At 43.9% G+C, this 17314-nt stretch carries 11 protein-coding genes, 5 tRNA genes and 3 rRNA genes (1 of these 19 only partly in view); 6 read left to right on the plus strand and 13 right to left on the minus strand.

The window, feature by feature from the left end; all coding sequences use genetic code 11:
- Positions 1 to 180 precede the first annotated feature (180 nt).
- Positions 181 to 1293 (plus strand): aspartate-semialdehyde dehydrogenase, encoded by a 1113-nt coding sequence (asd, locus tag AC30SF_RS09270; protein ID WP_209364020.1) that lies wholly within the window; start codon positions 181 to 183, stop codon positions 1291 to 1293.
- 86 nt (positions 1294 to 1379) lie between these two features.
- On the opposite strand, the gene folD is transcribed toward asd, so the two are convergent.
- Positions 1380 to 2240, minus strand: a complete 861-nt coding sequence (folD, locus tag AC30SF_RS09275; RefSeq protein ID WP_489608242.1) for a bifunctional methylenetetrahydrofolate dehydrogenase/methenyltetrahydrofolate cyclohydrolase FolD — start codon at positions 2238 to 2240, stop codon at positions 1380 to 1382.
- A 159-nt stretch (positions 2241 to 2399) separates the two neighbouring features.
- Here folD and AC30SF_RS09280 point away from each other — a divergent pair.
- Positions 2400 to 2476: transfer RNA gene (locus AC30SF_RS09280), tRNA-Pro, on the plus strand.
- Positions 2477 to 2509: 33 nt separating this feature from the next.
- A tRNA-Arg gene (locus AC30SF_RS09285) sits at positions 2510 to 2586 on the plus strand.
- 63 nt (positions 2587 to 2649) lie between these two features.
- Here AC30SF_RS09285 and AC30SF_RS09290 read toward each other — a convergent pair.
- Both AC30SF_RS09290 and rluC read right to left on the minus strand, forming a co-directional pair.
- Positions 2650 to 4017: a patatin-like phospholipase family protein gene (locus AC30SF_RS09290; RefSeq protein ID WP_489608243.1), complete on the minus strand. Its 1368-nt coding sequence runs from the start codon at positions 4015 to 4017 to the stop codon at positions 2650 to 2652.
- A 169-nt stretch (positions 4018 to 4186) separates the two neighbouring features.
- Complete coding sequence (gene rluC, locus AC30SF_RS09295) at positions 4187 to 5146, minus strand: 23S rRNA pseudouridine(955/2504/2580) synthase RluC (RefSeq protein ID WP_489608326.1); 960 nt, start codon at positions 5144 to 5146, stop codon at positions 4187 to 4189.
- 477 nt (positions 5147 to 5623) lie between these two features.
- Between rluC and rne the strand changes: the two genes are divergently transcribed.
- Both rne and AC30SF_RS09305 read left to right on the plus strand, forming a co-directional pair.
- Positions 5624 to 8482 carry a ribonuclease E gene (gene rne / locus AC30SF_RS09300; RefSeq protein ID WP_489608244.1) on the plus strand — a complete coding sequence of 953 codons (2859 nt, stop codon included), beginning with the start codon at positions 5624 to 5626 and terminating at the stop codon, positions 8480 to 8482.
- Positions 8483 to 8580: 98 nt separating this feature from the next.
- A tRNA-Ser gene (locus tag AC30SF_RS09305) sits at positions 8581 to 8670 on the plus strand.
- A 176-nt stretch (positions 8671 to 8846) separates the two neighbouring features.
- Here AC30SF_RS09305 and AC30SF_RS09310 read toward each other — a convergent pair.
- The 5 genes from AC30SF_RS09310 to AC30SF_RS09330 form a co-directional block, all read right to left on the minus strand.
- Positions 8847 to 9233, minus strand: a complete 387-nt coding sequence (locus AC30SF_RS09310; RefSeq protein ID WP_489608245.1) for a RidA family protein — start codon at positions 9231 to 9233, stop codon at positions 8847 to 8849.
- A 116-nt stretch (positions 9234 to 9349) separates the two neighbouring features.
- A complete protein-coding gene (gene cysE / locus AC30SF_RS09315) occupies positions 9350 to 10147 on the minus strand; it encodes a serine O-acetyltransferase (protein ID WP_297928639.1) in 798 nt (265 codons plus the stop codon).
- A gap of 3 nt (positions 10148 to 10150) precedes the next feature.
- Entirely contained in the window at positions 10151 to 11164 is a 1014-nt protein-coding gene (gene gpsA / locus AC30SF_RS09320; RefSeq protein ID WP_290521625.1) for an NAD(P)H-dependent glycerol-3-phosphate dehydrogenase, read from the minus strand.
- A gap of 81 nt (positions 11165 to 11245) precedes the next feature.
- Positions 11246 to 11749 (minus strand): protein-export chaperone SecB, encoded by a 504-nt coding sequence (gene secB, locus AC30SF_RS09325; RefSeq protein WP_021615574.1) that lies wholly within the window; start codon positions 11747 to 11749, stop codon positions 11246 to 11248.
- 14 nt (positions 11750 to 11763) lie between these two features.
- Positions 11764 to 12204 (minus strand): rhodanese-like domain-containing protein, encoded by a 441-nt coding sequence (locus AC30SF_RS09330; RefSeq protein ID WP_489608327.1) that lies wholly within the window; start codon positions 12202 to 12204, stop codon positions 11764 to 11766.
- A 321-nt stretch (positions 12205 to 12525) separates the two neighbouring features.
- Between AC30SF_RS09330 and AC30SF_RS09335 the strand changes: the two genes are divergently transcribed.
- Entirely contained in the window at positions 12526 to 13848 is a 1323-nt protein-coding gene (locus AC30SF_RS09335) for an anaerobic C4-dicarboxylate transporter (protein WP_021615576.1), read from the plus strand.
- A gap of 566 nt (positions 13849 to 14414) precedes the next feature.
- Here the strand turns inward: AC30SF_RS09335 and AC30SF_RS09340 are convergent.
- The 5 genes from AC30SF_RS09340 to AC30SF_RS09360 all read right to left on the minus strand — a co-directional run.
- A tRNA-Trp gene (locus AC30SF_RS09340) sits at positions 14415 to 14490 on the minus strand.
- 29 nt (positions 14491 to 14519) lie between these two features.
- A tRNA-Asp gene (locus AC30SF_RS09345) sits at positions 14520 to 14596 on the minus strand.
- Between the two features lie 7 nt (positions 14597 to 14603).
- A 5S ribosomal RNA gene (gene rrf, locus AC30SF_RS09350) occupies positions 14604 to 14719 on the minus strand.
- Positions 14720 to 14766: 47 nt separating this feature from the next.
- Positions 14767 to 14882, minus strand: a 5S ribosomal RNA gene (rrf, locus tag AC30SF_RS09355).
- A 173-nt stretch (positions 14883 to 15055) separates the two neighbouring features.
- Positions 15056 to 17314 (minus strand): 23S ribosomal RNA (locus AC30SF_RS09360) (it continues 638 nt past the right edge of the window).

Here is a 17314-nt window from a genome sequence, read left to right on the forward strand (position 1 = left end):
TAGCACACACGCGATCACTTTCACGTGGTGCGTGAATATCACGGATCACCTGTCAAAAAGTGCGGTCTGTTTTTTGATGATGTTCAAAAATGAAAAAAATATCGGAAAAAGACTTGCCTTAACGCGCCATCTCTTGCTATTAATTAATTCCTCAAATTTTCTCTAATAAAGGATACATTTATGAAAAACGTGGGTTTTATCGGTTGGCGCGGAATGGTGGGTTCCGTTTTAATGGAACGTATGCAGCAAGAAAATGACTTTGCGAACATCAATCCGGTTTTCTTTACTACTTCTCAAGCCGGCCAAGCGGCACCGACATTTGCCGGCAAAGATGCAGGCACGTTGAAAGATGCGTTTGATATTAACGAATTGAAAAAATTAGACATTATTGTCACTTGCCAAGGTGGTGATTACACCAACGACGTGTATCCAAAATTAAAAGCCACCGGCTGGGATGGCTATTGGGTGGATGCCGCCTCTGCATTGCGTATGGAAAAAGACGCTATCATCGTCTTAGATCCGGTAAACCAACACGTGATTAGCGAAGGCTTGAAAAACGGCATAAAAACCTATGTGGGCGGTAACTGTACGGTGAGCCTGATGTTAATGGCGTTAGGCGGTCTATTTAAACAGGATTTAGTGGAATGGATTTCCGTGGCAACTTACCAAGCCGCCAGTGGTGCAGGCGCTAAAAATATGCGTGAGTTGTTAGTGCAAATGGGCGAACTCAATGGCGAAGTCAAAGCGTTATTGGCACAACCGCATTCTTCTATTTTAGACATTGAACGCGCCGTAACAGCAAAAATGCGCAACAGCGATTTCCCAATTGATAACTTCGGCGCACCATTAGCCGGCAGCTTGATTCCATGGATTGATAAACTTTGGGAAAACGGACAAACCAAAGAAGAATGGAAAGGCTACGCAGAAACCAACAAAATTCTTGGCTTAAGCGACAACCCAATTCCGGTTGACGGCTTATGTGTGCGTATTGGAGCTTTACGTTGCCACAGCCAAGCCTTCACCATTAAATTGAAACGCGATATTCCGTTAGCAGAAATCGAACAAATTTTAGCTTCTCACAATGAATGGGTAAAAGTCATTCCAAATGACAAAGAAACCACATTGCGTGAGTTAACGCCAACCAAAGTGACCGGCACATTAAGCGTTCCGGTCGGACGTTTACGCAAACTCAATATGGGGCCGGAATACCTCGCGGCGTTCAGCGTGGGCGACCAATTATTATGGGGTGCGGCAGAGCCGATTCGTCGTATTTTGGTACAGTTGACAGCCTAAAATAAACAATGAAAAAATCCACCGCACTTCCGATGTAAAATCGATTTAAAGTGCGGTGGATTTTTTATGTCTTTTTTAAGGAAACGCTATGCTGCGTCCCCCTGTTGTTTTTCATATGCGGAAAGGGTGTTTTGCATCAACATCGCCACCGTCATCGGGCCTACGCCCCCCGGCACCGGAGTAATATAGGACGCGCGCTGTGCGGCAATATCAAATTCCACATCGCCCACAAGTTTGCCCTCAAGGCGGTTAATGCCCACATCCACCACTACCGCGCCTTCTTTAATCCATTCGCCTTTAATGAATTTCGGTTTGCCCACCGCCACCACTAAAATATCCGCTTGACGAATATGGCTCGCCAAATCTTCGGTAAAACGGTGTGTTACGGTCACGGTACAACCGGCCAACAGTAACTCGAGCGCCATTGGGCGACCGACAATATTGGAGGCTCCCACGATCACCGCGTGTTTGCCATAGAAAGAAATGCCGGTGGTTTCCAATAATTTCATCACGCCGTAAGGAGTACAAGCGCGCAATGTAGGAATACGTTGGCACAACCGTCCAACATTATAAGGATGAAAACCGTCCACATCTTTTTCCGGGGAAATTTGCTCAATCACTTTGGTGCTATCAATGTGTTTTGGCAACGGCAACTGCACTAAAATACCATCGACTGTATTATCTTGATTCAATTCTTTAATCAGTTCCAACAACGCCTGTTCCGTTGTGGTTTCCGGCAAATCGTAGGATTGTGACGTGATGCCGATTTCAGCACAGCTTTTCCGTTTACTGCCCACATACACTTGTGAGGCAGGATCCGCCCCCACTAAAATCACAGCTAAGCCCGGTGCGCGTTTTCCCTGAGCGACATACTGTGAAATTTGTTGAGCCACATTCGATTTAATTTGACTGGCTAATTGCGTTCCGGAAATAATTTGAGCGGTCATTGGCGTCTCCGATGAAAAAGAAAATACAAACGTTTGCTATTTTGTCAGAAAAGCCCCCTTTATGTAAGCCGAATTGCAATAAATTTAGGCATTCAATGGCAAAATAAAAAAAACTTATTGACTGAATAAGAAAGAAAACTATAATGCTACACATCTTTTCGGCGAGTAGCGCAGTTTGGTAGCGCAACTGGTTTGGGACCAGTGGGTCGTAGGTTCAAATCCTATCTCGCCGACCACTCTCTCTACTTCTTTATGATTCCTTTTACAATGCGCCCTTAGCTCAGCTGGATAGAGCAACGCCCTTCTAAGGCGTGGGTCAAAGGTTCGAATCCTTTAGGGCGTGCCATTTACCCTCAACATCTACCGCACTTTGCTGATAACAAACCCTAATCTGATATTACTGATTTCACTACTGTAATGCTTTTAATGCGTCATGATACTCTTTCGATTGCATTAACAAAATCTTCGCAGCTTCACGCAACTTATCCACATCAGATTCCGGTAAGTAAAAAGACGTTCCGATATTTAACACGTCTTTTTTCAATTGTCCTTCCGGCAAATCTTTCAAACTCACATTCACAAAATAAACCTTAATCTTTGCCTCTCTTTGACGTTTAGCATAAGCGTTCCATTGATTCGCAAATTTTTGTGAATATTGCACGGTCGATTCCGTCGCCTTATCAATCGGCACATTGATCACCGTATCGACCACTTCTCTCACGCCCGGCACATCCGCCGATTTGTCGATATGGCTGGTTCGTTCATTTTGTGCATTCACACTGACCACAACCACATGGCGCAAAGCGGATTTCTTCAATTCGGCATAAAGTTTGCGTACACTGAGCAAATTCGACATATCCAACAAACTGGCCAATCCTAAATTATCCGTTAAACCGCCATCCACTAAATGCAAATAAGGTTGTTCTACACTATCTTGATAACGCGCTAAGCGCTTTTGCATGGCATTAAAATTGTTCAACAACAAGCGATTGCCCGGCTGGGTTTGCATAAGAAACGCTTTTTTGCTTTCTGCGTGGCAAAAACCGGCATGATTATTCAAGGTGATTGGTGAAAAAATCAACGGCACCGCACTGGATGCCGCCACCGCACGCGCAATTTCAATATCATTCAAATCCACGCAAAGCCAATCAAAGAAGTCTTGCGTAAACGACACTTTCTGTCCTGCCGTCATATCTGTGGCGTTAATTACCGCAAACGGTCCTTTACGTTTCCGTGCCAAATCGGCAAACGTCTTTCCGTTATATAACGCCAAATTCAGTTGCTCTTGCAATAAATCGCTACGCCCGAATTGCGGCGACGTCAGCCGAGGCACATTGCTCAAAGAAAACACTTCATTAATGACTTTTTTTTGGAAATCTTTCTTGAGAAAAAACTCCTTAAATTTGGGGATCGTTTCTTGCCCTTCTAACGCCAAATAGGCCGCCAACACCGAACCGCCGGACACGCCATACACCACATCAATATTTTGTAATAACGTATCGCCCCTTTCCGTTGGGCGTACTGTTGCCTGCTGAAACTGTTCTAACACGCCATATCCCAAAGACACCGCCCGTGAGCCACCACCGGAAAAAGTGACAATCACTAAATTTTCTTTTTCCAGCGCTTGTTGCATGGTCTTTTCTAAACGGTACCCCTTTTCCGGGTCAATTTGGCTGAGGGTTTTCGCGGGTTGGTAAAGGATGGAATGGCACGCCGTGAGCAATACCATGCTACTGGCCAGTAAGGTTCTATTCAAAAGAAGCGTCACACGTTTCATAGCCTATCCTCGACGTTGATGGGATAAGATTGATTCTACAACGCTTAAAGATAAAGGGGAAAGTGCAGTCAATTTTTTCGCCGTTTTTATTTGAGAAATGTGATCAACACGGCAAAAGTACGGTCATTTTTTTCAGTATTTTCAAAAAGCACGGAAAATCCACCGCACTTTACTTCATCTCGCGCAACCGTTTTAAGATTCCTTTCATTTTCTCATCCAACTGCGCTGTCAAACGCAACGTTTCACCGCTATGCGGATGTTCAAAACGAATAGAATAAGCATGCAAAAATAAACGATTCAAACCTAATTCGGCCATTTGTTGATCGAATACTTTGTCGCCATATTTGCTATCTAAAGCAATGGGATGTCCGGCATATTGCGTATGCACGCGAATTTGATGGGTTCGCCCCGTGATTGGCGAAGCTTTCACCAAAGTAGCATTTACGTAACGCTCTTCCACAGAAAAACGAGTTTCTGACGGTTTACCTTGTTCACTGACTTTTACAATGCGCTCACCGCTCGACAGCTCATTTTTCAACAGCGGTGCTTGCACCACTTTACAATGTGATTGCCACTGACCGCGCACTAGCGCCAAATAATCCTTTTGGATCGTTTTTTCACGCAACTGTTCATGTAAATGACGCAACGCAGAACGTTTTTTCGCTACCAATAAAATCCCCGAAGTATCGCGATCCAAACGATGAACCAATTCCAAGAAACGCGCCTCCGGACGAAGCGCACGTAATGCCTCAATCACGCCAAAATCAAGCCCACTGCCCCCATGTACGGCAATACCGGAAGGCTTATTAAGCACCAATAAGTAATTGTCTTCAAAAATAATGTGTTGTTCTAGTTGGGCAACTTTGGTGAGTTTATGAGAAACGGCGTCCTGTGCTTTTTCTGCCACACGTACCGGTGGAATTCGCACCACATCCTCGGATTGTAATTTATATTCCGGCTTGCTTCTGCCTTTATTCACCCGCACTTCGCCTTTACGTACAATGCGATAAATCAGGCTTTTAGGCACCCCTTTTAATCGCGCGAGAAGAAAATTATCTAATCTTTGACCTTCTTCATCATCGCTTATGGTGAGAAATTGCACGTTCGGGTTAACTACTTTTTCATTCATTTTGTGTTTATTACGATCTTTTACATAAAAATAAAAATTGGCGCGCATCATAGCATATTGTATGGTGAGTTTGAATGTCGCAAAGAATCTTCCAAGAAGGGTGAAACGCCTTGCTAAAAATCCCTATTCAAGCGATAATAACAAGCCTTTTTTAAGTTAAAAAAGGCTTTAAAATAAACAGTATCATTGTTATCATTGATAAAATACAATGCAGCATTCGGCATAAGACGTTGTTATTGCAATGATTTTAACCATCAACATGAACGACAGCTTGCAAACCATTTTTTAACCGGTTTTGTTTTTATTCACATAAAAAGATGATATGAGTGTGAATAAGGTTGCCAATGCACCCAGCAGATGACAGTCGGGAAGACGGACATTCTGCGACAGACACGAGGTCGGCGACTAAGCAAAGTGCGGTCATTTTTGATGACGTATTTTTAGGGCATAAAACCCTTTCGATAAAAGAGAAAACGAATGAAAAGAATGTTAATCAACGCAACTCAAAAAGAAGAGTTGCGCGTTGCGTTAGTCGATGGACAACGCTTATTCGACCTGGACATTGAAAGTCCTGGTCACGAACAGAAAAAAGCCAATATTTACAAAGGGAAAATCACTCGCGTTGAGCCGAGTTTAGAAGCCGCTTTTGTGGATTATGGCGCAGAACGTCACGGTTTTTTACCGTTAAAAGAAATTGCACGTGAATATTTCCCGGCGGATTATGTCTATCAAGGTCGTCCGAATATTCGCGATATTATCTCGGAAGGACAGGAAGTCATTGTTCAAGTGAACAAAGAAGAGCGCGGCAATAAAGGCGCTGCGCTGACAACCTTTATTTCCCTCGCCGGAAGTTATTTGGTGATCATGCCAAACAATCCCCGCGCCGGTGGTATTTCTCGTCGCATTGAAGGCGATGAGCGTTTGGAATTAAAAGATGCCTTGAGTTCTTTGGATGTGCCTGAAGGTGTCGGCTTAATCGTGCGTACCGCCGGGGTAGGGAAATCGCCGGAAGAATTGCAATGGGACTTAAAAGTACTATTGCACCATTGGGAAGCAATCAAACAAGCCTCAGAAAGTCGCCCTGCACCATTTTTAATTCACCAAGAAAGTGATGTTATCGTGCGTGCGATTCGCGACTATTTGCGTCGCGATATCGGTGAGATTCTGATTGATAGCCCGAAAGTCTATGAAAAAGCGAAAGCACACATCAAACTCGTACGTCCGGATTTCATTAATCGAGTGAAATTATATCAAGGCGAAGTGCCGCTGTTCAGTCATTATCAAATCGAATCCCAAATTGAATCCGCTTTCCAACGTGAAGTGCGTTTACCTTCCGGGGGGTCTATTGTCATTGACGCCACAGAAGCCTTAACCGCCATTGATATTAACTCCGCACGTTCTACCCGTGGCGGCGATATCGAAGAAACCGCATTAAACACTAACCTTGAAGCCGCAGATGAAATTGCGCGTCAATTACGTTTACGCGACTTGGGCGGTTTAATTGTGATCGACTTCATCGACATGACACCGGTTCGCCATCAACGTGAAGTGGAAAACCGCATTCGCGATGCTGTACGTCAAGATCGTGCACGTATTCAAATTAGCCGCATTTCCCGCTTCGGTTTGTTGGAAATGTCACGCCAACGTTTGAGTCCGTCATTAGGTGAATCCTCTCATCACGTCTGCCCGCGTTGCCAAGGCACCGGTAAAATCCGTGATAACGAATCACTTTCACTGTCTATCTTGCGTTTATTGGAAGAAGAAGCGTTAAAAGAAAATACCAAACAGGTTCACACTATCGTTCCGGTACAAATCGCATCTTACTTGTTAAACGAAAAACGTAAAGCCATTCATAGCATCGAAAAACGCCATGATGTCGATATTATCGTGGTACCAAACGAAGCGATGGAAACACCGAACTTCAGTGTGTTCCGTGTTCGTGATGGCGAAGAAGTGAATGAGTTAAGCTACAATTTGGCAAAATTACATCAAGATCAAGACGAAACCTTTGCTGCTGAGGAATCGTTGGTTTCTCGTAATATTGAAGCGACACCGGCTGAAACACCGGCGGTGGAAAGTGCGGCGGTTTCTTTGGCGATTACCATGCCGGCGCCGGCACCGATTGAGCGCAAAGAACCCAAAGCGCCATCGTTGTTAAGCCGTTTATTCGCTGCATTAAAAGGTTTATTTGCGTCTGATCCAAAACCGGAAGAGAAAAACAAAAAAGCTCGTCCAAACAACAGAAACATGAACAACCGTAATCGTCGCAATCAAGATCGTCGTAATAGCCGTCGTGTTCGCAACGAAAACGTGGAAAACGTGATTGAAGAACAAAGTGCGGATAAATCTGAGATTAGAATCCGTAATCAAGAACGCAATAATAAGCGCAGCCGAAAACCTGAGGTCACTGAAGAAATCGTTAAATCTAGCATTTCTGCGCCGGTTAACGAAGAAAAGGCTGAACCAACACAACGCCGTCAACGTCGAGATTTACACAAAAAAGTTCGTGTTTATGACGAAGCCACGGACAATCCAATACCGCAAGCAGAAAATATGGCACTTGCTGAAAATATCAATGAGCCTCGCCATGTAGAAGCGCCTGTGATTTCGACAAATGTAGCTGATGTCTCAAATGAACCTGAACGCAGTCGTGATAATGCTCGTCAACGTCGTTTACCACGTCATTTACGTGTAAATAATCAACGCCGTCGTCGCCCACAAGAAAAATCACCTATGCCGTTATTTGCTGCAGTGGCATCTCCGGAGCTTGCCAGCGGTAAAGTTTGGATCGATATGACGCAAGTCAATCAACCGAAAGAAAAAGAAAATGTGTTCTTATCTGTTGATGAGCTACTTGAGCAACAAAATCAATCAAGTGCAGAAACCGAGAAGAGCCTTACTGTGCCAGCCTTGGATATGATTGTTGAAAAAGCTAAAAATGACGTTCAACCGTTAACTGAATTTATCGCTCAGCCGGCAAATGATTCTGTTGAGAAGAAAATTCAGGCATCTTTAGAACGTTTAAATCATAACGTGACGTCAGAACCTACTGCGGCAGTAGCTGAACAGGTTGAGCCGAAAACAGCACATGAGGTGAAATTCATGGCTGAAACCGACCGCACTTATGTGTTCAACGGACGAATTGGAACATTCTCTGCAGTCGCGCATACCAAAGCAGAGGCGACATTAGCCAAAGCCTCGGATACGCCAATCGTTGCTTATCCAACCACTGAATGGACAAAATCGCGTTATTATTTCTACGGAAAAGGCGCGGCAGGTCATCACATGGCCATCAGCCATGTTTATGCGGAGCCGACGAAGGCAGAAGTAAAATAATACTATCGACTGAAAATAAAGCAGTTAAATGATTTCTTTTATTTAACTGCTTGACTTAAATAGCAAGAGTCCGTATTATTCACGTCACTTCAACACACGGAGGAATGGTCGAGCGGTTGAAGGCACCGGTCTTGAAAACCGGCGAGGGTTTACGCCCTCCCTGGGTTCGAATCCCAGTTCCTCCGCCATATTCAGAAAAAGCGCTAAGTTTTTACTTAGCGCTTTTTTGTTACATAAAAATAATACCTAACAATAGAATCAATACGTCACCTAAATGCGCCATGGTGTAACAAACCAAGAAAAAAGGCCAAACCTCTGTTTAACAAAGGTTTGACCTTAAGAAGTCATATTCGCTAAATAATTATTATCTAACAGCAATCGCTTCGATTTCTAATCCAACATCTTTCGGCAAACGCGCGACTTCGACACAAGAACGTGCCGGAAAACTTGGATGATGATGCGCCTTGAAAAAGGCTTCATACTCTGCGTTAACTGTTGCAAAATCTTTTAAATCTTTCACAAATACCGTGGTTTTCACAATATCTTTCACGCCTAAACCGGCTTGTTCTAAAATCGCTTTAATATTTTCTAAAGACTGTCTCGCTTGTTGAGCAATATCTGTCGGAATTTCGCCAGTTTGCGGGTTCACCGGAATTTGTCCGGAGGTCAACACAAAATTACCCAAATCAACGGCTTGAACATAGGGGCCGATGGCTGCCGGTGCTTTATCGGTATGAATTACATTTGTCATTTTTTACCTCATTTTCTTCTGGTTACGACTTTTCTCACGACAGTTTCTAGAGAGACCAGAAACCATCAGCAGAAAAGTGCGGTCAATTTTTATGATGTTTTTACTGATGATGTGTGCTAAATGTTTAATTCCATGCTCAGATCAATAAAATTTTGGTCCATCTCAAATGCCGGTTTGGCATCTTTGTCTTTGCCTATAATGCGTGCCGGTACGCCGGCGGCGGTGGCATAGTCCGGAACCGGTTGTAGAACCACTGAATTAGCACCGATTTTAGCGTATTTGCCGACTTCGATATTGCCTAAGATCTTCGCACCAGCACCGATCATCACACCTTCATGAATTTTCGGATGGCGATCGCCACATTCTTTACCTGTTCCGCCAAGCGTAACGCCTTGCAAAATAGACACGTTATTTTCAATCACGGAGGTTTCCCCTACCACAATACCGGTGGCATGGTCAAACATGATGCCATGGCCGATTTTTGCTGCCGGGTGAATATCCACATCAAACGCCACAGAAATCTGATTTTGCAGGTAAATCGCAAGTGCTTTGCGATTTTGTTGCCATAAATAGTGTGTAATACGATAACTTTGAATGGCATGAAACCCTTTTAAATAAAGTAATGGTGTTGACCAAAGCTCCACTGCCGGATCACGCTGACGCACCGCTTGAATGTCACAGGCAGCACATTCAATTATGCTTGGTTTTTCCTGATAGGTCTCTTCAATAATCTCACGCAAGGCAATTGCCGGCATAATCGTATTGGCTAATTTGTTCGCTAAAATATAACTTAACGCGCTGCCTAAGTTATGGTGTTTTAAAATGGTGGAATGGAAAAAACTGGCAAGCATAGGTTCATTCTCTACCAACTCTTTCGCTTCCTGACGAATAGATTGCCAAACCGTTGATGACATGAATTATTCCTCTTTACGTTCTCTGCCTAATAAATTTACTGCCGCTTCTTTTGCATTTTTACCACAAAATAGCACTTGATAAATTTGCTCCGTGATAGGCATTTCGATACCGTGCCGTTGCGCAAGCAAATGCGCTTCTTTTGTATTATAAAAGCCCTCCACGACCTGACCGATATTATCCATTGCCGTTTGAGCAGAAAAGCCCTGCCCCAGCATAATACCAAAGCGACGGTTGCGGGATTGATTGTCAGTACAGGTTAAAACAAGATCACCTAACCCCGACATTCCCATAAATGTATTCGGGTTTGCCCCAAGTGCGGTGCCTAAACGGGATATTTCGGCAATGCCACGCGTAATCAGCGCTGTTCTGGCGTTTGCGCCAAATCCCATGCCATCGGAAATGCCTGCACCGATAGCAATCACGTTTTTAATCGCTCCCCCCAACTGCACGCCAAGCATATCGTTGTTAATATACACACGAAAATGTTTACTGCAATGAATACGCGCCTGAAACTGCAACGCAAATTCTTCGTTATTCGACGCTAAAGTAATTGCTGTAGGAAGCCCTGATGCTAGCTCTTTAGCAAAGGTTGGCCCGGAAAGCACGGCTAACGGATAGTGGTTGCCCAATTTTTCCTTAATCACCTCTTCTAACAAACGACCGGTATCCCGCTCCAAACCTTTCGTTGCCCAAATGATACGGCTGTCAGGACGTAAGTGCGGTCGAATTTGTGAGAGAATTTCACCAAAGCAATGACTTGGAACCGCCAACAATAAATCCCGTGAGGCTTGAATCGCTTTCGCTAAATCGGCTTCCAGAGATAATGCCTCAGGGAAAATAATATCCGGCAAAAATTCTGCATTTTGTCGCTCAGCATTCAGTTTCTGCATTTTTTGCGGGTTGTGCCCCCAAAGGTAAGTGGGATGTCCATTACGTGAAAATGCAATGGCTAATGCCGTACCGAAAGAACCGGCGCCTAACACAGTAATTGAAGAATGAGTCAAAGTCGTATTCATCATTAACTCCTTGAATGGCGAAAAAGACGGTAACGAAAAAAATAAACCCGCTTTATCACTTAATGAAGCGGGTTTTGCAGATTAGTTCACGCTTGGTTGTTCTTCGGATTCTTGCTCTTGTTGTTGACGTTGTAAATACTCAACAAATAATGCATCGAAGTTCACCGGAGAAAGGTTTAATGCTGGGAATGTGCCACGATTAACTAAGTTAGAGACTAATTCGCGCGCATATGGGAATAGCATATTTGGGCATTGCGCTGTTAAACAATGCGCCATTTGCATATCATCTAAACCACTAATCGTGAATACACCGGCTTGTTTAACTTCACAAATAAACGCCACATCACCGGAATCTTCCAATGTGGTTTCAACGGAAAGATTTAAACACACTTCATATAAATCATCGCCTAATTTTACGGTTTCGGTAGATAAATCAAACGACAATTTCGGTTTCCATTCTTGATGGAAAATATGTGGAAGATTTGGCGCTTCAAAAGAAATATCTTTGACATAGATACGTTGAATTTGAAGTACGGCTTGAGCCTCTTGCTCTTCGTTCATCACGTCTTTTTTTTCTTCGGTCATATTGGAGTCCTTATTTATTTTCTAACTAAAGGTAAGCTTGCTGCACGCCAGCCTGCTAGGCCATCTTTTAATGTATATACATGATTAAAGCCTTGTTTTGCCAAAATCTCGGCAGAGGTTGCCGAGGTTACCCCATTTGTACACACTAAAATCACCGGTGTGTCTTTGTGTTGTTCAATTTTGCCAATGTTGTGATTTTTAATTTCGGTAGGCAACAGGTTGAGGCTATTGATAATATGTCCATTGGTAAACTCATCAATAGAACGCAAGTCAATAACCACGGCATTTTGATTGTTAATTAAGGCAATTGCTTCGGCGTTATCAATCACCTTTGTTTTACTGGTGGCGGCTTTAATAAAGCTGAAAATCACCATAATAAACACAGCCACCCAAGCAACAACAATGAGTGTATGATTTTTGGCAAACGCCGTTGCCATCGGCATAAATTCTTCCATTTGTTTCTCAATCATTAGGTTTAAAAAGAAAGCTAGAGTATAACTTTACTTTCGCCATTTATCAAAAATTATTGTTTTTATTCCAAGGCAGAACTTGCTCAAATAACAATCATTTATTGATTTAAAATGTGACCTAGATCATAAATCAATCAGAACATCAAATCTCTTACATACTCACTATTACGTAATTCTTATATAATTAAACCGATTTTTGAGTTACGACATCTTGATTTATCTTAAATAAGGTAGGTCTATCAAATATCGCTGAGTATAATTTCTTATACCCCATACAAGTTTTATGTTTTACTTAAAGGAGGCAGTATGTCTGCTATGTTTTTACTTCAGTTCGCCATCGTGTTGCTCTGTATTTTAGTCGGTGCGCGCGTGGGTGGTATCGGTTTGGGTGTCTTTGGCGGCTTGGGGCTGGCTATCTTATCTTTCGGTTTCGGCTTAAAACCGGCGGGTTTGCCAATTGACGTGATGTTTATGATTATGGCAGTAGTTTCTGCGGCAGCAGCAATGCAAGCGTCAGGTGGTTTAGATTACATGATCAAAATTGCGACAAATATTTTACGTCGCAATCCAAAACACATTACATTTATTGCCCCTGCAGTGACTTGGACCTTTACGCTATTAGCCGGTACGGGTCACGTCGCCTATTCTGTACTACCGGTAATTGCCGAAGTGAGTCGTCAAAATGGTGTTCGTCCTGAGCGTCCAATGTCCATGGCGGTTATCGCCTCTCAATTTGCGATTGTTGCCAGCCCGATTGCTGCAGCTGTAGTTGCAGTTGTCGCGTATCTTGAACCGCAAGGCATTCATTTAGGGGATGTGTTAATCGTCACAATTCCTTCTACCATTCTGGGAATTTTCTGCGCTTGTTTATTTGTTAATAAAATGGGTAAAGAATTAAAAGATGATCCGGAATATCAACGTCGTTTACACGATCCAAAATATGCGGAAGCCTTTAATTCAACTGTTGTCGGTAAAGAGCTTGAAATTAGCAAATCCGCCAAAATCTCCGTATCCCTTTTCTTATTTGGCGCATTACTTGTTGTGTTAATGGGAGCAATGCCTTCTCTTCGTCCGGTGTTTGATGGCAAACCAATGGGTATGGCACATACCATTGAGATCATCATGCTATCTATCGGTGCGTTAATTATCTTAACCTGTAAACCGGATAGCACTGAAATTACTAAAGGTTCTGTATTCCACGCCGGTATGCGTGCGGTAATCGCTATTTTCGGTATCGCATGGTTAGGTGATACCTTAATGCAAGCGCATATGGAAGAAGTTAAAGGTTTAGTAAAAGGTTTAGTCGAAACCGCACCTTGGACCTTTGCTTTAGCACTATTCGTTCTTTCTGTGTTAGTCAACAGCCAAGGCGCAACAGTAGCAACATTATTCCCTCTTGGTATCGCACTTGGTATTCCACCGGCTATCTTGATTGGCGTATTTGTGGCAGTAAACGGTTATTTCTTTATTCCGAACTACGGTCCAATCATTGCTTCAATTGACTTTGACACAACTGGTACAACACGAATCGGTAAATATATTTTTAACCACAGTTTCATGCTACCCGGCTTATTAAGCATGGCATTCTGTTTAGGTTTTGGCTTATTATTTGCCAATATCTTGCTATAACAACATTCCTTAATACAACATATAGCGCCTGACATCAGGCGCTATTTTTTTACATTCAATTCGCAAGAAATAACGTCAAAAATGACCGCACTTTATTTCTCATCACAGAATCAGCAAAACGAAACTCTCCTTCCCAACAAGCTAAAGGATAACCAATGAACAGAACACTATTAATTAGTGTAAAGGGAGAATATTATGCCCAAAGCAAAATACACAAAATGCTCTTTAAAAACGAGCATTTTATTGTTGACTAGATGAATTAGATAAAGATTTGAAGGCGTTATAATGTCTAGTGTAAAAAGGTCTATAAACAACCACTATCAATATTCATTGGTCATCAATGTAAAAAAGAGTGTACTACTCGCTCAATCTTTTTATAAAGCACATAAGATATATAGAATGCTCTACATTCTCAAAAACGGGAAACAAGCCGTCAAACTATTTACTGTTTAGTATTTGCCTGAAGAATTACAGTTAAGTTAAAACAAGATATCCACGTAAAATTTAAATAGAATTTATAAAAAGATAGAACATTTTGATAGGATATATAACGAGGGTATAATCAATGGCAGGGGCGGAGAGGCTCGAACTCCCAACACCCGGTTTTGGAGACCGGTGCTCTACCAATTGAACTACGCCCCTATTGGTATGTAACTTTAGATAACTGAAATTGGCGGAATGGACGGGACTCGAACCCGCGACCCCCTGCGTGACAGGCAGGTATTCTAACCAGCTGAACTACCACTCCTAATAGGGATTAGCAGTGACCTACTCTCACATGGGAACATCCCACACTACCATCGGCATAACAGCATTTCACTTCTGAGTTCGGTATGGAATCAGGTGGGCCTACTGCATTATGACTGCTAAAAAATTTATTACTTGAATAAACTAACATTTAATTTACTCAAGTAATAAACTTGGCGGTGACCTACTCTCACATGGGAATCTCCCACACTACCATCGGCATAACAGCGTTTCACTTCTGAGTTCGGTATGGAATCAGGTGGGTCCACCGCATTATCGCCGCCAAAAATCGGTCGATGATATTCTTCTCTTTCTCTCTTATCTCTTTCTTTTTATTTCTCTGTCTTCTTCAAACTAAAACAAGCTGACTCTCCACTTTCTCTTCTTCGTCTACTCTCTTAACTGTTACCCTCTACTTCACTCCATGCTCCAGGTCTCCCCCAAAACACTTGAGCGTTGTATGGCTAAGCCTCTCGGGCAATTAGTATGCGTTAGCTCAATGTATCACTACACTTACACACCGCACCTATCTACGTCTTAGTCTTAAACAACCCTTACACACTTGATGTGTGGGAGAACTCATCTCTTGGCAAGTTTCGTGCTTAGATGCTTTCAGCACTTATCTCTTCCGCATGTAGCTACCCGGCAATGCGTCTGGCGACACAACCGGAACACCAGTGATGCGTCCACTCCGGTCCTCTCGTACTAGGAGCAGCCCCAATCAATTCTCCAACGCCCACGGCAGATAGGGACCGAACTGTCTCACGACGTTCTAAACCCAGCTCGCGTACCACTTTAAATGGCGAACAGCCATACCCTTGGGACCTACTTCAGCCCCAGGATGTGATGAGCCGACATCGAGGTGCCAAACACCGCCGTCGATATGAACTCTTGGGCGGTATCAGCCTGTTATCCCCGGAGTACCTTTTATCCGTTGAGCGATGGCCCTTCCATGCAGAACCACCGGATCACTATGACCTACTTTCGTACCTGCTCGACTTGTCTGTCTCGCAGTTAAGCTTGCTTATACCATTGCACTAACCTCACGATGTCCGACCGTGATTAGCAAACCTTCGTGCTCCTCCGTTACGCTTTGGGAGGAGACCGCCCCAGTCAAACTACCCACCAGACACTGTCCGAGACCGCGTTTCGCAATCTTCGTTAGAACATCAAACGTTAAAGGGTGGTATTTCAAGGACGACTCCATAATCACTGGCGTGACTACTTCAAAGTCTCCCACCTATCCTACACATCAAAATTCAATGTTCAGTGTCAAGCTATAGTAAAGGTTCACGGGGTCTTTCCGTCTAGCCGCGGGTACACCGCATCTTCACGGCGATTTCAATTTCACTGAGTCTCGGGTGGAGACAGCCTGGCCATCATTATGCCATTCGTGCAGGTCGGAACTTACCCGACAAGGAATTTCGCTACCTTAGGACCGTTATAGTTACGGCCGCCGTTTACTGGGGCTTCGATCAGGAGCTTCTCTTTCAATTACACCATCAATTAACCTTCCAGCACCGGGCAGGCATCACACCCTATACGTCCACTTTCGTGTTTGCAGAGTGCTGTGTTTTTAATAAACAGTTGCAGCCAGCTGGTATCTTCGACCGGTTCAACCTTCAGGGGCAAGCCCTTACAATCTACGCCGGCGCACCTTCTCCCGAAGTTACGGTGCTATTTTGCCTAGTTCCTTCACCCGAGTTCTCTCAAGCGCCTGAGTATTCTCTACCTGACCACCTGTGTCGGTTTTCAGTACGGTTTAGTAAAGCCTTTCGCTTAGTGGCTTTTCCTGGAAGTGTGGTATCAGTTACTTCAGCTCCGTAGAGCCTCGTCATCATCTCTCAGTGTTAAGGAAGTCCGGATTTGCCTAAACTTCCCACCTACCAACTTAAACGTACATATCCAACAGTACGCTAACCTAACCTGCTCCGTCCCCACATCGCAGCTTTACCAAGTACGGGAATATTAACCCGTTTCCCATCGACTACGCTTTTCAGCCTCGCCTTAGGGGCCGACTCACCCTGCCCCGATTAACGTTGGACAGGAACCCTTGGTCTTCCGGCGAACGGGTTTTTCACCCGTTTTATCGTTACTTATGTCAGCATTCGCACTTGTGATACGTCCAGCATGCTTCTCAACACACCTTCATCCGCTTACACAACGCTCCCCTACCCAACAGACTTACGTCTGATGCCGCAGCTTCGGTGCTATATTTGAGCCCCGTTACATCTTCCGCGCAGGCCGACTCGACTAGTGAGCTATTACGCTTTCTTTAAATGATGGCTGCTTCTAAGCCAACATCCTAGCTGTCTAAGCCTTCCCACTTCGTTTCCCACTTAATATAGACTTTGGGACCTTAGCTGGCGGTCTGGGTTGTTTCCCTCTCCACGACGGACGTTAGCACCCGCCGTGTGTCTCCTGAGTATCACTCTTCGGTATTCGTAGTTTGCATCGGGTTGGTAATCCGGGATGGACCCCTAGCCGAAACAGTGCTCTACCCCCAAAGGTGTCCGCTCAAGGCTCTACCTAAATAGATTTCGGGGAGAACCAGCTATCTCCCGGTTTGATTGGCCTTTCACCCCCAGCCACAAGTCATCCGCTAATTTTTCAACATTAGTCGGTTCGGTCCTCCAGTTAGTGTTACCCAACCTTCAACCTGCCCATGGCTAGATCACCGGGTTTCGGGTCTATACCTTGCAACTATTCGCCCAGTTAA

This window comes from Aggregatibacter valvarum (assembly GCF_980468985.1).

Coding starts and splice junctions, on each gene's coding strand:
- AC30SF_RS09310 (WP_489608245.1), bottom strand. CDS start 9,233: ATGACAAATGTAATTCATACCGATAAAGCACCGGCAGCCATCGGCCCC.
- folD (WP_489608242.1), bottom strand. CDS start 2,240: ATGACCGCTCAAATTATTTCCGGAACGCAATTAGCCAGTCAAATTAAA.
- AC30SF_RS09330 (WP_489608327.1), bottom strand. CDS start 12,204: ATGGAAGAATTTATGCCGATGGCAACGGCGTTTGCCAAAAATCATACA.
- rluC (WP_489608326.1), bottom strand. CDS start 5,146: ATGAATGAAAAAGTAGTTAACCCGAACGTGCAATTTCTCACCATAAGC.
- gpsA (WP_290521625.1), bottom strand. CDS start 11,164: ATGAATACGACTTTGACTCATTCTTCAATTACTGTGTTAGGCGCCGGT.
- secB (WP_021615574.1), bottom strand. CDS start 11,749: ATGACCGAAGAAAAAAAAGACGTGATGAACGAAGAGCAAGAGGCTCAA.
- AC30SF_RS09290 (WP_489608243.1), bottom strand. CDS start 4,017: ATGAAACGTGTGACGCTTCTTTTGAATAGAACCTTACTGGCCAGTAGC.
- cysE (WP_297928639.1), bottom strand. CDS start 10,147: ATGTCATCAACGGTTTGGCAATCTATTCGTCAGGAAGCGAAAGAGTTG.
- rne (WP_489608244.1), top strand. CDS start 5,624: ATGAAAAGAATGTTAATCAACGCAACTCAAAAAGAAGAGTTGCGCGTT.
- AC30SF_RS09335 (WP_021615576.1), top strand. CDS start 12,526: ATGTCTGCTATGTTTTTACTTCAGTTCGCCATCGTGTTGCTCTGTATT.
- asd (WP_209364020.1), top strand. CDS start 181: ATGAAAAACGTGGGTTTTATCGGTTGGCGCGGAATGGTGGGTTCCGTT.